This window comes from Kitasatospora sp. NPDC001540, assembly GCF_042894345.1.
Lineage (GTDB): Bacteria > Actinomycetota > Actinomycetes > Streptomycetales > Streptomycetaceae > Kitasatospora > Kitasatospora phosalacinea_C.
Window position 1 is genome coordinate 42,787 of sequence record NZ_JBIAVO010000047.1, and the last position, 15,083, is coordinate 57,869.

At 77.5% G+C, this 15,083-nt stretch carries 4 protein-coding genes; 2 read left to right on the top strand and 2 right to left on the bottom strand.

The genetic code is table 11. The features are described from left to right. Positions 1-647: 647 nt before the first annotated feature. Entirely contained in the window at positions 648-1,769 is a 1,122-nt protein-coding gene (locus ACFY00_RS34545) for an LLM class flavin-dependent oxidoreductase (RefSeq protein WP_388037261.1), read from the top strand. A gap of 1,383 nt (positions 1,770-3,152) precedes the next feature. Then, entirely contained in the window at positions 3,153-6,278 is a 3,126-nt protein-coding gene (locus tag ACFY00_RS34550; RefSeq protein WP_388037263.1) for an AAA family ATPase, read from the top strand. Positions 6,279-6,363: 85 nt separating this feature from the next. Here ACFY00_RS34550 and ACFY00_RS34555 read toward each other — a convergent pair whose 3' ends face one another. After that, on the bottom strand, positions 6,364-11,913 hold the full coding sequence (locus ACFY00_RS34555) for a type I polyketide synthase (RefSeq protein WP_388037265.1): 5,550 nt from the start codon (positions 11,911-11,913) through the stop codon (positions 6,364-6,366). A 42-nt stretch (positions 11,914-11,955) separates the two neighbouring features. Continuing rightward, a partial coding sequence (locus ACFY00_RS34560) for a type I polyketide synthase (protein ID WP_388037268.1) occupies positions 11,956-15,083 on the bottom strand: 3,128 nt, incomplete at its 5' end.

Below are 15,083 nucleotides of genomic sequence, written 5' to 3' on the forward strand. Positions count from 1 at the left end.
GTGGGGTGCCTTCCTGATGTGGGGGTTCAGGTCCGCCCGGGCCGTCCGGGCACGTCGGAGGCCGCCGTGGCGCGGTGGGGCGGACACGAGCGGTACTCCTCCGTACGACCGGTGCGACAGGTCGGGAGACGGCCATAGGTCTAGACCGGATACTTGAGGGAGACGATAGCGATGTACCGGTCGCGGTCAAGTGGTTGAACGAAATGTCCGTCTCGGTCGGACGCAGTTCGCCGAGGATCTGACCGTACGTCACCGGACCTGCGTCGAAATGTGCGTGACGGTGACCGGGTCGGCGAATCCGACGGCCGGTGGACGCGGCGCCCACGATGCGGACCGCCCCCGGCCCCGACCGGCCGGGACGTGGTAGCTTCCGGCGCATGCCGCAGCGCGTCCTGCTCACCACCCGGGGTCACATCGACCTGCTCAGGGTGTGCTCCGCGGCCTGTCGCCGCGGCTGAGCGCCGCCGCCCCCTCCCCCCGCCCGTACGGGCACCGCGCCCCGCGTCCGCCCGCCGGTACGTCCGCAGGCGGTGCCGCCGGTACGTCCGCGCCGCCGGGCCCGTCCCGCACCGGCCGTACGACCGCCCGGGCGGGCGTCCCGTTCCCCGTCCCGCCCCGGCCTCCCCGTCCGGAGAAGAGGAGCCCCCGTGTCCGACCGCGCCCCCGTGTTCCACTGGTTCCTGCCCACCGGCGGCGACGGCCGCGACCCGGGCGGCGTCACCGCCGTGCAGGGCCGCACCGGCGCCGCGACCCGCAGGCCCGCCGACGTCGGCTACCTGGCGCAGGTGGCCCGGGCCGCCGAGCAGGCCGGGTTCGGCGCGCTGCTCGCGCCGGTCGGCCTCGGCTGCGCGGACCCGTGGATCCTCGCCTCCGCGCTGACCCAGCACACCAGCCGGATCGGCTTCCTGGTCGCCTTCCGGGCCGGGTTCGCCAGCCCGACCCTGCTCGCCCAGCAGGCCGACGCCTTCCGGCGGTTCGCCGGGGGACGGCTGCGGCTGAACGTGGTCACCGGCGGCGACCCGGCCGAACAGCGGGCCTACGGCGACCACTTGGCGCACGACGAGCGCTACGCCCGCACCGACGAGGTGATGGCCGTGCTGCGCGACCTGCTGGAGGGCAGGCGGGTCGACCACCGCGGCGCGCACCTGCACCTGACGGACGCCCAGCTGGTCGACCCGGCGGTCGAGCACCCCGTCCCGCTGTACTTCGGCGGCGCCTCGCCCGCCGCCGAACAGGTCGCCGCCCGCCGCGCCGACGTCCAACTGCTGTGGGGCGAACCGCCCGCGGCGATCGGCGAGCGGATCGAGCGGCTGCGCGCGATCGCCGCCGGGCAGGGCCGCACCCTGCGCTACGGGCTGCGGCTGCACGTGATCAGCCGGGACACCGCCGGGCAGGCCTGGGCCGAGGCGGACCGGATCCTGGCGGGCATCGACCCGGCGGCCGTCCGGGCCAGCCAGGCCCGGTTCGCGGCCATGGACTCCACCGGCCAGGCCCGGATGACGGCCCTGCACGGCGGCGGCACCGCCGCGGCCCGCGAGCTGCTGGTGGCCCCGAACCTGTGGGCGGGCATCGGCCTGGTCCGGGAGGGCGCGGGCACCGCCCTGGTCGGTTCGCACGACGAGGTCGCGGCCCGGCTCGCCGAGTACCGGGCGCTGGGCGTCGAGGAGTTCGTCCTCTCCGGCTACCCGCACCTGGAGGAGGCGTACCGGGTCGGCGAGGAGGTCGTCCCGAGGGTGCGGGCCCTGCTCGCCGACCGCGCGGCGGGCTGAGCGGCTTTCCGCGGGCGGAACCGGGAGGGGCGGTAAGGGAGTCGGAGAGGCGGGGGTGAAACCGCGACGGGAATCCCGTTGATCAATTCCGCCGGGTGGGGCGGGGGCGGCCGGGAGGGGGATCGCCGGGTGCGTGTGCGTCCTTTTCCCGAAGTCGGCCGCGGTCCTTCGAATGTCCATTTCCGGCCCGCAATTTGTCGACACGGGCATGGAAGAGAGATGACCTTGAGTGGTACGTTGGGCCTGCCTGCGGCACTGCTCCGTTGCCGGAGCGGGTGGCCGGGAAACCGGGATCCAGCGCAGCCCTCGGCGCGCGGCGGCCCGACCGGCCGGTAGCAAAACCCCGTACCTCGCACCTGTTCTGCCCGCAGTCGTCCCACCGAAGTGAGAACACGGAACGGCACCGTCGGCCTCGCCGAGTACCACTCATCCTGAACTCCTAGCTGCAGTGGGGGACTTGCAGTGCCTGAACGGTGCATCGCAGCGGCGGCGACGGCCTCCGGCGCGGCCCCCCGGTGGAACGTTCCGCGGGCGGCGCGCCCGGGCCGGTGCGCGGCCCCCTCCCCACTACCGTCGCCGGCCCGGTCGGCCGGCGGGACGGACTGAACTCCCCGTTCCCGTCGGCCCGACCGGGCCGGCGCCCCCTTGCGCGGGCCCGCCGGGCGCGGCTCCGGGCGCGGTCCCGGGCACAGCTCCGACACACCTTCGATACGTCGCCGACACGTCGTTGACGCGGCTTCGATGCAGTCGGGTGCTGGACTGCGAGGGCCGCTTCGTCGGTCGATCGGGTGTTCTGCACCACTTCGCCCGTACGGGACGGATAAGCTGCCGATGCGGTGCGGCAGTGCAAGTGCAAGTGCACATGCGGGTGCAGATGCAAGTGCAGGTATCTCGGGGGAGAGCGTGACGGGAAGAGGCGATCCAGCACCGGGGGCGGAGCGGCACCGTCCTCGGCCTGCCGTGGGGCTGTCGTGCGGCGACGGCGGCGACGGCGGCAGTGGCGGCGTGGACGGGCGGGCGGGTGTGGCCGGGGGTCCCGGCGCCGACCGGACGGTCCGGGGCGGCCCCGTCGGACCCCACGGGGACTTTGCCCGGGCTTGGGGGAACCGGCTGACGACCGGTCACCTCCCGCGCCCCGCGCGGACCGGGGCGGGCCCGGCCCCGGTGCTGCGCCCGGCGGGACCGGGCCACCGATTACCCGGGCCGCGTCGGCGCCGGGACCCCCGACCACAGGGGACCGCGTCGACGCCGGGCCCGCAGGGCCGGCCGAGGGTCGGAGCGAGCGGCGGAACGCTCCTGGGGAACCGGCGCGGGGGCGCCGGACGGCACCGGGTTTCCCACCCATCCATTGGCAGACACTCTCTGAACCCAATGAGTAGGATCATGCTTTCGATCAATACGGGCGAGTATTCCAGACTCCTGCGAGAGCGCGGGCTGCGCCTTGTTCCAGGCCCCGCGAACGGACGGGCCGCCTGGTCCTTCGAACCCGAGCAGGGCCTGGAATTCCTCAAGGACCTGTTGCCCGGCACCGCCGCCGGGCCCGGGCAGGTCGTTCTGGTCAGCGGCGGCATCGCCAGCGGCAAGACCCAGTTATTGCACGAATTCGGCCACGCGGCCGCCCAGTCGGGCGCTCTGACGCTGTACGCCACGGGGGCCGCCGACGAGCAGTACACCTTCGGCGTGATCGAGCAGTTACTCGCCTCCTCCAGGCTGTCGGCGGAGGCGGCGCAGCAGGTGGCCGCGCTCCACGGCCCGGCCGGCCGACGGCTGGAGGACTGGCAGGGACTGCACAGCGCGATCGACCACGCCTCGGTGGTCCGCGGCGTGCGCCAGGTCCTGCTGGAGCTGGCGGAGGAGCGGCACACGGTCGTCCTGGTCGACGACCTGAACTTCGCCGACCGGCTCTCGCTGCAGATCCTGGTGCAGCTCCAACGGCGGATCAAGTCGACCAGGCTGCTGATGGTCCTCACCGGTCCCGACCGGCCGACCGGCGGCTCCCGCACCCAGTGGGTCGGCACCGGCCTCCACCCGCAGCACCACATCCGGCTCGCCCCGCTGGCCGAGTCCTCCATCCGCGCCTGGGTGCACACCGCCCTCGGCGGCGCCCCGGCCCCGGCGGCCCCCGTGCTCAAGCCCGTGCAGACCGCCGCTCCGTACGGCTCCGGCGCCCCGTACGGCCCCGGTGACCGCGGCCTCGGCGACCGCGGCCCCGGTGATCTCGTTCCCGCCCAGGGCACCCGTCCCGGGAGCAGCCGTGACAGCGGCCCGGACGGCGGCCCGGACGGCGGTTCGACCGAGGCCGTGGTGTACGCCGTCGGGACCGGCTCCGGCCGCCGCCGCGTCGACCTGCCCGCCCGGATCCGCGAACTCAGCGGCGGCAACCCGCTGTTGGTCGAGGCACTCGTCGACGACTGCACCGACCTCGACGGGGACGACCCCGACGCCCTGCCGGGCGCGAGCTACGCGCACGCCGTCTCCCTCCTCCTCGACCGGCGCGACCCGCTGCTGCCGATGGTCGCCGGAATCCTGGCGGTGCTCGACCGGTACGGCTCCCCGGACGCCGTCGCCGAACTCGCCGGGCTGGAGGCCGACTCCGCGGCCGAGGTCCTCGACACCCTGACCGGCGCCGGACTGCTCGCCGACGGCGCCTTCCGCCACCCCGCGGCCGCGGCCGCCGCCCTCGGCTGCCTCGCCCCGGAGGTGCTCTCCGACCTGCACGTGCGGGTCGCCGAGCTGAAGTACCGGCGGGCGGCACCGGTCGGCGAGATCGCCCGGCACCTGGTCGCCTCGGCCGACGCGCCCGGCGACTGGGCGTTCCCGGTGCTGTGCGCGGCGGCCGACCACGCGGTGCTCGGCGACGAGCTCGACTTCTCCCACCGCTGCCTGAAACTCGCCCTCGACCTGGCCGCCGGGCACGAGCAGCGCCGCGAGGTGCTCAGCCGGCTCGCCAGCGGCACCTTCCGGATCAACCCGCTGATCACCCAGTCCTACCTGGCGGCGCTGCGCCGGGCCGCCGCGGAGGAGCGCGCGGAGCGGGCCGCCCGGGCGGCCGCCGCGGGCGCCCGCGGCAGCACCGCCCCGTCCGCCGCCGCCCCGTCCGCCTCCTACGGCGCCACCGGCACCGGTTCGGGCTCCGCGTCGGCCGTCCCCTCCGACGCGGGCCGGATCGAGCAGGCGATGCTGGCCCGGATGGCGCTGTGGAACGGCGACGAGGCCGGGTTCAAGGAGGCCCTGGAGGCGCTGCGCAGCGGCCCCGAGGCGCTCGACCCGCAGACCGAGGCCGTGCTGATGCTCGCCCACCAGTGGTACTTCGGGCCGCCCCGCGGGCAGCGCGGCGACGACGCCGACCGCGCCGACCCCGCCGACCTCGACCCGTGGATCGGCACCGCCCGCACCCTGTCCGGGATCTGGTCGTACGGTGGCCCGGCCAACGCCAGCGCCAAGCAGATCCTGCGCAACTGCCGGCTCTCCGACCTCACCTTCGAGGCGCTGCTCACCGCGATCACCGCCCTCGACCACGGCGGCAAGGCCGAACTCGCCGAGCAGTGGTGCGCGGTGCTGAGCAGCCGGGCGGTCGCCCACGGCGCGGTCACCTGGCAGGCGATGATCGACGGCGTCTGGTCCGGGATCAGCCTGCGGCGCGGGGACGTCCCCACCGCGGTCGCGCTGGCCGAGTCCTCGCTGCGGATGCAGAGCTGGGGGGTGCCGGTCGGCTACCCGCTGACCACCCTGCTCACCGCGCACACCGCGACCGGGGACTTCGACAAGGTCGAGGAGACGCTGCGCCACCCCGTCCCGGACTCCGTCTTCAACACCGTCTGCGGCCTGCGCTACCTGCGGGCCCGGGCCCGCTACCACCTGGCCGCGGAACGGCCGTTGGCCGCGATCACCGACATCCACGACTGCCGCCGGATGATGATCCGCCGGGACCTCGACCTGCCGGTGCTGGTGCCCTGGCGCAGCGACCTGGCCGAGGCCTACCTGAAGATGGGCGACACCGCGCTGGCCCTGCGGCTGGCCCGGCAGCAGCTCGAACTCTCCGCCGAGTCGGACGCCTGCTCGCGCGGCGCCGCGCTGCTCGTGCTGGCCCGGGCCGGGGCGGGGGACGGGCACCAGGAGCCCGCCAGCCAGGCCGTGGAGTGCCTCACCGCGGGCGGGGACCGGCTCGAACTGGCGCGGGCGCTGAAACTGCTCGGCCTGTCCGCCCCGCAGCAGCCGCAGCCCGCCGCGGCGCCCGACGTCGACCTCGACGACACCCGCCGCAGGCTGCAGGCCTCGGCGCTGATCTCCGACGTCACGGCCGAGCCGGAGGGCGAGCAGACCGACTCGGCGGCGCTGAGCGAGGCCGAGCTGCGGGTGGCCCGGCTGGCCGTGCTCGGCTGGACCAACCGGCAGATCAGCAACGCCCTGTTCATCACCGTCAGCACCGTCGAGCAGCACCTCACCCGGATCTACAAGAAGCTCGGCATCCGGGGCCGCAGCGACCTGCCGGCCTCGCTCACCGTCTGACCCCCGCACCCTCCCCTGTCCGTGCGCCCCCGGCCGCCGGGACCCAAGGTCCGGCCGGGGGCGCACCGCGTGGCGCGGCGGTCGGTCAGGAGGCCTCCAGCTCCTCGTCGAGGATGCCGAACAACTCCTCGGCGGTGACCGCGTCCAGGTCCTCGGCGGGCGCCGGGTCGAACGGGGCGCCCGCGCCCGCGTCGGTGCCGGCCGCCGCGGCGGCCAGGGCGCGCAGCGCGGCGGTGGCCTCGGCGCGCTCCGGGCCGGTGAGGGCCCCGGACTCCAGCAGGGCCCGGACGGCCGCCAGGTGGTCGGCCAGCGCGGAGCCCGCCCGGGGCAGGTCCTCGCCGAGCCGGGCCGCCAGGGCGGAGACCGCCGGGTAGTCGAAGACCACGGTGGCGGGCAGCCGGTTGCCGGTGACGGCCTCCAGCCGGTTGCGCAGCTCGATCGCGGTCAGCGAGTCGAGGCCGAGCTCCAGGAAGCCCTTCTCCGGGTCGACGGCCCCGGGGCGGTCGTGCCCGAGCACCGCCGCGGTGAGGCCCCGCACCAACTCGACCAGGGCGTCCTGCCGTTCGGCCCCGACCAGGGCGCCGATCCGCGCCCACCCGCCGCTCGCCGGGGCCGACCCGTCCGCGCCGTCGCCACCCGCCGCGGCCCCGGCCGCCGCCCGCGGGCGCACCGGCCCGCGGACCAGGGCGCGCAGCGGCGGCGGCACCTCGCCGGTGCGGGCCGCCTCGGCGGCGAACGCCGGGAGGTCGAGCCGGGCCGGCACCAGGACCGGTTCGGCGCCGCGGACCGCCGCGTCGAACAGGCCCAGGCCCTCGTCGACGGCCAGCTCCAGCACGCCGCCCCGGGCCAGCCGGGCCCGGTCGGCCTCGCGCAGCGCGGCGCCCATGCCGCCGCCCGCCGCCGCGTCCGCCCACAGCCCCCAGGCCAGGCTGTGCGCGGCCAGGCCGTCGGCGGCCCGGTGGGCGGCCAGCGCGTCCAGGAAGGCGTTGGCCGCGGCGTAACTGCCCTGCCCGGCGGCGCCGAGGGTGCCGCTGACGGAGGAGAACAGCACGAACGCGGCCAGGTCGCGGTCGCGGGTCAGCTCGTGCAGGTGCCAGGCCGCGTCGACCTTCGGGCGCAGCACGGCCGCCAGCCGCTCCGGGGTGAGCGAGCCGATCACGCCGTCGTCGACCACGCCCGCGGCGTGCACCACGCCGGTCAGTGGCCGGTCGGCGGGAACGGCGTCGAGCAGCCGCCGCAGCGCCTCCCGGTCGGCCGCATCGCAGGCGGCGACCGTCGCCTCGGCGCCCAACCCGGCCAGTTCGGCGGTCAGTTCGGCCGCGCCGGGGGCGTCCGGGCCGCGGCGGCCGGTCAGCAGCAGGTGCCGGACGCCGTGGCCGGTGACCAGGTGCCGGGCCAGTGCGGCCCCGAGCGCACCGGTGCCGCCGGTGACCAGGACGGTGCCGGACGGGTCCAGGCCGGGCCGCGGCGCCGGTTCGGGCCGGGCCCGCACCAGCCGCGGCACCAGCAGTGCGCCGCCGCGCACCGCGAGGCCGGGCTCGTCGCCGCGCAGCGCGTCGAGCAGGCCGGGCGGCAGGGCGGGCGGGGCGTCCGCGGGGCCGCCCTCCAGGTCCAGCAGCACGAAGCGGCCCGGGTACTCCTGCTGGACGGTGCGCAGCAGGCCCCACAGCGGGGCGTGCACCAGGTCCGTGACGCCCTCCCCGGGGGCGGCGGCGACCGCGCCCCGGGTCACCACGGCGACCCGGTGCCCGGCCGGGCCCGGTTCGGCGGCCCACTCCTGGACGAGGGCGAGCACCCGCTGCGCGGCGGCCCGGGCGGCGGCCGGGCCCTGCTCCTGCGGCGGCGCCCAGCACGGCACGAGGGTCAGCGGCCCCCGGGCCCCGGGCCCGGTCGACACGGTGTGCCCGGCCGCCGTCAGCGCCGGGCCGAGCCCGAGCCGGTCGGGGCCCAGCACGGTGCAGGCGGCGGGCGCGCCGCCTGCCGGGGCGGCCAGCGGCACCCAGTCGAGGCGGAACAGCCGGTCGGCGCCGGTGGCCCGGTCGGCGGGGGCGGGCAGGGCGCGGAAGGCGAGTTCGGCGACGCTCAGCACGGCCCGGCCGTCCGGGTCGGTGGCGGTGAGGGACGCCGCGTCGGGGCCGCGGAAGGAGACCCGCACCCGCAGCGCGGCGGCGCCCGCCGCGTGCAGGCGCACGCCCGTCCAGGAGAACGGGACCATGCCGCCGTCGGTCTGCGGCCCGGTGTGGGCCACGGCGTGCAGGACGGCGTCCAGCAGGGCGGGGTGCAGGCCGTAGGCGTCGGCCTCCGCCCGGGCCGGGTCGGGCAGGGCGACCTCGGCGTACAGGTCGTCGCCGTCGCTCCAGGCGGCGGTGAGGGCGCGGAAGGCCGGGCCGTAGCCGTAGCCCCGGGCGGCGAGGGCTGGGTAGGCGTCGGAGAGGTCGAGGGCGGTGGCCCCGGCGGGGGGCCAGGCGGGCAGCGGGGGAGCGGTCGCCGGGTCGGCCGGGGCGGCGGCGAGGGTGCCGGTCGCGTGCCCGGTCCAGGGCGCGTCCGCGTCCGCCGCCGGGCGGGAGTGCACGGTGACGGCGCGGCGCCCGGACCCGTCCGGGCCGCCGACGGTCACCCGCAGGTCGGTGCCGCCGGGGGCGTCCAGCGGCAGCGGGGCCTCGAGGGTGAGCTCCTCCAGCAGCGGGCAGCCGACCTCGTCGCCCGCCCGGACGGCCAGCTCGACGAACCCGGTGCCGGGCAGCAGGACGGCGCCGTGCACGGCGTGGTCGGCCAGCCAGGGCGGGGAGGACGGGGAGATCCGGCCGGTCAGCACGACCCCGCCGGTGCCGGGCAGCTCCACCACCGCCCCCAGCAGCGGGTGGGCGGCCGCGCCCTGCCCCGCCCCGGCCGCCGCCCGGGCGTCCTTCGCGGGCCGTTCCAGCCAGTACGCGCGCCGCTCGAACCCGTACGTGGGCAGTTCGGCCCGGCGGGCGCCGCTGCCCGCGTAGTAGGCGGCCCAGTCGAGCGGCGCGCCGTGGGCGTGCAGGGCGGCGAGGGCCGCGGCGATGGTGGCCTCCTCGGGGCGGCCCCGGCGCAGCAGCGGCACGGCCAGCACCTCGGCGGCCGCCGGGTCGGCGTCCAGGCACTGGCCGACCAGGGCGGTCAGCACGGCGTCCGGGCCCAGCTCCACGAAGCGGGTCGCGCCCTGTTCGCGCAGCGCGGCGACGGCGTCGGCGAAGCGCACCGCCTCGCGGGCGTGCCGCACCCAGTACTCCGGGTCCTGGAGCTCGCCGGGCCCGACCAGGGCGCCGGTCAGGGTCGACACCACCGGGATCCGGGCGGGCCGGTACTCCAGGCCGCGGGCGACCTGCCGGAACTCGGCGAGCACCGGCTCCATCAGCGCCGAGTGGAAGGCGTGCGAGACGGTCAGCGCCTTGGTGCGTTCGAAGCCTGCCGCGACCTTGGCGACGGCCTCGGCCTCGCCCGAAACGACCACGGCGCGCGGCCCGTTGACGGCGGCGATGTCCGCGCCGGGGACGAGCACGGCGCGGACGTCCGCCTCCGCGGCGGCGATCGCGACCATCGCGCCGCCGGACGGCAGCGCCTGCATCAGGCGGCCGCGGGCCGCGACCAGGGCGCAGGCGTCCTCCAGCGACCAGATGCCGGCCGCGTGCGCCGCGGCCAGCTCGCCGATCGAGTGCCCGGCGACGAAGTCCGGGCGCAGGCCCCAGGACTCGGCGAGGCGGAACAGCGCCACCTCGACGGCGAACAGCGCGGGCTGGGCCAGGCCCGTCGCGTCCAGCTCCGCGCCGCCCGCCGCGAGCACCTCGCGCAGCGGCCGCTCCAGGTGCCGGTCCAGGGCGGCGCACACCTCGTCGAAGGCGGCCGCGAACGCCGGGAAGGCCGCCGCCCCCGCGCCCATCCCGGCCCGCTGCGCGCCCTGCCCGGTGAACAGGAACGCCGTCGCCGCGCCGGGCCGCACCACGCCGACCGGCACCGCCGGGGACGGGCGTCCCTCGGCGAGCGCCGCCAGGCCGTCCAGCAGTGCGCCGCGGTCCGCGCCCAGCACCACCGCGCGGTGCTCCAGCGCGGCCCGGCCGGTGGCCAGCGAGAACCCGACGTCCAGCGGCTCGGCCGCCGCGCCGGGCCGCAGCAGCGCCGCGCGCAGCCGGGCGGCCTGCACCGGCAGCGCCTCGGCGCTGTGCGCCGACACCGGCCACAGCAGCGGCCCGGCCGGGGGCGTGACCTCCCGCGCGGGCTGCTCGGCCCGGAACTCCTCCAGCACCACGTGCGCGTTGGTCCCGCTGATCCCGAACGAGGACACCCCCGCCCGGCGCACCCGCTCCCCGGCGGGCCACGGCACCGGCTCCCGCAGCAGCTCGACCCGGCCCGCCGCCCAGTCCACCTGCGGGGACGGCGCGTCGCTGTGCAGGCTGCGCGGCAGCACCCCGTGCCGCATCGCCAGCAGCATCTTGACCACGCCCGCGACCCCCGCCGCGGCCTGGGCGTGCCCCATGTTCGACTTCACCGACCCGAGCCACAGCGGCCGCCCGTCCTCCGGCCGCTCCTGCCCGTACGTGGCCAGCAGGGCCTGCGCCTCGATCGGGTCGCCGAGCCGGGTGCCGGTGCCGTGGCCGTCCACCGCGTCGACGTCCGCCGCGGACAGTCCGGCGTCGGCCAGCGCCGCCCGGATCACCCGCTGCTGGGACGGCCCGTTGGGCGCGGTGAAGCCGCTGGAGGCGCCGTCGGAGTTCACTGCCGTGCCGCGCACCAGGCCCAGGATCCGGCGCCCGTTGCGGACCGCGTCCGACAGCCGCTCCACCACCAGCACCCCGGCGCCCTCGGCCCAGCCCACCCCGTCGGCCGACGCCGCGTACGACTTGCAGCGCCCGTCCGCGGCCAGGCCGCGCTGCCGGGAGAACTCGACGAACGCCTCCGGCGTCGCCATCACCGTCACCCCGCCGACCAGGGCCAGGGCGCACTCGCCGCGGCGCAGCGCCTGCCCGGCCAGGTGCAGGCCCACCAGCGAGGACGAGCAGGCGGTGTCCACCGTCAGCGACGGGCCCTCCAGGCCCAGCGCGTAGGAGACCCGGCCGGAGACCACGCTCAGCTCGGTGCTGGTCAGCAGGTGGCCGCCCGCGTCGCCCGCGTCGGCGCCGCGCACCCCGTAGTCGGAGAAGCTGCACCCCGCGAACACGCCGGTGGCGCTGCCGCGCAGGCCGACCGGGTCGATGCCCGCGTCCTCCAGCGCCTCCCAGGAGCACTGCAGGAACAGCCGCTGCTGCGGGTCCATCGCCAGCGCCTCCCGGGGGGAGATGCCGAAGAACCCGGCGTCGAAGCTCGCCGCGTCCGCCACGAACCCGCCGGACTTCGCGTACGTCCGGCCCGGCTGCCCGGGCTCGGGGTGGTAGATCGCCTCGACGTCCCAGCCGCGGTCGGCCGGGAACTCGCCGACCGCGTCGACGCCGCCGTCCACCAGCTCCCACAGCGCCTCGGCGCCGTCGACCCCGCCCGGGTAGCGGCAGCCGACGCCGACCACCGCGAGCGGCTCGGCCGCGGCGGCGGCCAACTGCTGGTTCTGCCGCCGCAGCCGCTTGGCCTCCTTGAGGGACGCCCGCAGCGCCTCTTCCAGACGTTCGGTGGAGCCGGTCACGTGCGGGCCTCGCAATCTTCAAGGGGGACGATCGGGGGGCGGTCAGCGGGAGGTGCCGTCGCTGAGCGCGAGGTCGATCAGGCTCTGGGTGTCCAGGTCGTCGAGGTCGTCCTCGTCCTCGTCGTCGTCCGGGGACGCGACGGCGACGGCGGCAGCAGCAGCGGGGGAGGCGGCGGGCGCCGGGGCGCCGTCCGGCCCGACCAGGCCGAGCAGCGCCTCGTACACCCCGGCCGCGCGCAGCCGCTCCACCGGGATGGAGCCGAACGCCCGGCGCAGCGCCGCGAGTTCGTCCGGATCGGCGGCGGACGGACCGGCCGCGTCCGGGGCGGGCCCGAAGCGCTCGCGCAGGTGGGCGGCCAGCTCCACCGGGTTCGGGTAGTCGAAGACCACCGTCGCCGGGAGCCGCAGGCCGCTGGCCGAGGCCAGCCGGTTGCGCAGCTCCACCGTGGTCAGCGAGTCGAAGCCCATGTCCTGGAACGGCTGGCGCGGACCGATCGCGGCCGCCCCCTGGTGCCCGAGCACGGTCGCGGCCAGGCCGCGCACCAGGTCCTCGAACACGCGCTGCGCACCGCCCGCGTCCAGGCCCGCCAGCCGGGCCGCGAGCACCGCCGGACCGTCGTGGGACGCGGCCGCCGCCGGACGGGCCGCCCCGCCCCCGGACGGCGGACCGGCCAGGTCGTTCAGGATCGCGGGCAGCTCCTCGCCCTGCGCCCGCAGCGCCCCCCGGTCCAGGCTGATCGGCACCAGGACCGGCGTGCCCAGCTCCAGTGCCGTGTCGAACAGGGCGAGGCCGTCCTCGGTCGACAGGCCCAGCACCCCGGCCCGGGCCATCCGGATCAGGTCGGTCTGCGGCAGCTCGCCGGACATCCCGCGCTCGGCCCACATGCCCCAGGCCAGCGACTGCCCGGCCAGGCCGGCGGCCCGCCGGTGCGTGGCCAGCGCGTCCAGGAAGGAGTTCGACGAGGCGTAGTTGGCCTGCCCCGGCGCGCCCCAGGTGCCGGCCGCCGAGGAGAACAGCACGAACGCCGCCAGGTCCAGGTCCTTCGTCAACTCGTGCAGGTGCCAGGCCACGTCGGCCTTCGGACGCAGCACGGTGTCCATCCGCTCCGGGGTCAGCGACCCCAGCACGCCGTCGTCCAGGACGCCCGCGCAGTGCACCACGCCGGTCAGCGGCCGGTCCGCGGGCACCGCGGCCAGCAGCCCCGCCAGCGCGGCCGGATCGGCGGCGTCGGCCGCCGCGAAGACGACCCGGGCCCCCAATTCGGCCAGCTCCTCGGCCAGTTCGGCCGCACCCGGCCCGTCGGCGCCGCGCCGGCTGACCAGCAGCAGGCTGTCGACGCCGTGCCCGGTGACCAGGTGACGGGCGATCAGGCCGCCCAGCACGCCGGTGCCGCCGGTCAGCAGCACCGTTCCGGAGGACAGCTCCGGCCCGGCCGCCGGGGCCGGCCACGCCGTCGGGTCGTCCGCGGCCCGGGCCAGCCGGGGCACCAGCACCCGGTCGCCGCGCAGCGCGACCTGGTGCTCGTCCAGCGCGAACGCGGCGGCCAGCGCCTGCGCGTCCTCGCCACCGGCCAGGTCGACGAGCATCGCCCGGCCCGGGTTCTCCACCTCGGCCGTGCGGACCAGGCCCCAGACGGCCGCGGCCGCCAGGTCGGTGACCGCCGGGTCGTCCGGCCCGGTCGCCATCGCCCCCCTGGTCACCACGACCAGCCGCGAACCGTCCAGCAGCTCCTCGTCCAGCCAGCCCTGCACCAGGGCCAGCATCCGGTGCACCGCCGCGTGCACCCCCGCGATGCCCGACCCGTCGCCCGCGGCGGGCAGGCACGGCACCACGACCAGCTCCGGCGACGGCGCCCCGGCCGCCAACGCGGCCCGCAGGGACGGCAGATCGGCGTGCACCGCGCCCGCGCCCGACCGCTCCAGCGCCGCCGCCAGGCCCACGGCGTCCGCGCCGACCACCGCCCAGCCGCGGCCCGCGCGCCCGGTCGGCGCCGCCCCGGCCGGGACCCAGTTCAGGACCAGCAGCGAATCGTCCGCGGACTCCCGCACCGGCTGCGGTGCCGGGCGCACCGACAGCGACTGCGCCGAGAACACCGGCGACCCGGTGCCGTCCGCGCAGTGCACGCTCACCGCACCGCCCCCGGCCGGACGCACCCGCACCCGCAGCGCACCCGCGCCCCCGGCGTGCAGGGCCATCCCGCCCCACGAGAACGGCACCATCGGCGGCCCGTCCGCCGCCTCGGCGTCGCGCAGCGCACCCGCGTGCAGCGCCGAGTCGAGCAGCGCCGGATGCACGGCGAACCCCTCCGCCCGCGCGCCCTCCGGCAGCGACACCTCCGCGAACAGCTCCTCGCCGCGCCGCCACGCCGCCCGCAGCCCCCGGAACACCGGGCCGTAGCGGAGCCCCGACGCGGCCAGCACCGGGTACACCTCGGAGACGTCCAGCTCCTGCGCGCCCTGCGGCGGCCACACCGCCAGGTCCGTGAACCCGTCGACCCCGGCCGCCGCGAGCCGACCGCTCGCGTGCCGCAGCCACTCGTCCGAGGACGGCGCGTCGGCCGCCCGCGAGTACACCGCGACCTCCCGGCCGCCGTCCTCCTCGGCCGCGCCCACCCGCACCTGCACGGCCCGCGCCGAGGAGACCCGGCCCGGAACGTCCGCGCCGAACACCAGCGGGGCCTCCAGCACCAACTCCTCCACCTGGCCGCAGCCCACCCGCGCACCCGCCGTCAACGCCAGATCGGCGAACGCGGTACCCGGCAGCAGCACCTGACCCGACACCACGTGGTCGACCAGCCACGGGAACGCGTCCAACGACACCCGCCCCGTGAACACCCAGCCCTGCCCGTCCGCCAGCGCGGTCCCCGCCCCCAGGAAGGGGTGCGCGACCGCCTCCAGCCCCGTGCCGGTCACATCGCGCCCGGACTCGGAACGCAGCCAGTAACTCTGCCGTTGGAAGGGGTAGGTGGGGAGGTCGGCGAGGGGGCTGGGGTGCGGGTAGAAGGCGTGCCAGTCGACGGGGGTGCCGTGGGTGTGCAGGGTGGCGAGGGCGGTGACGGCGGTGTGCGCCTCGGAGCGGTCGCGGCGCAGGGCCGCCACCAGCAGGTGGTCCTCGGTGCTCTGGGCGGCCATGGCGGTCAGGACGGCGTCGGGGCCGAGTTCGAGGAAGC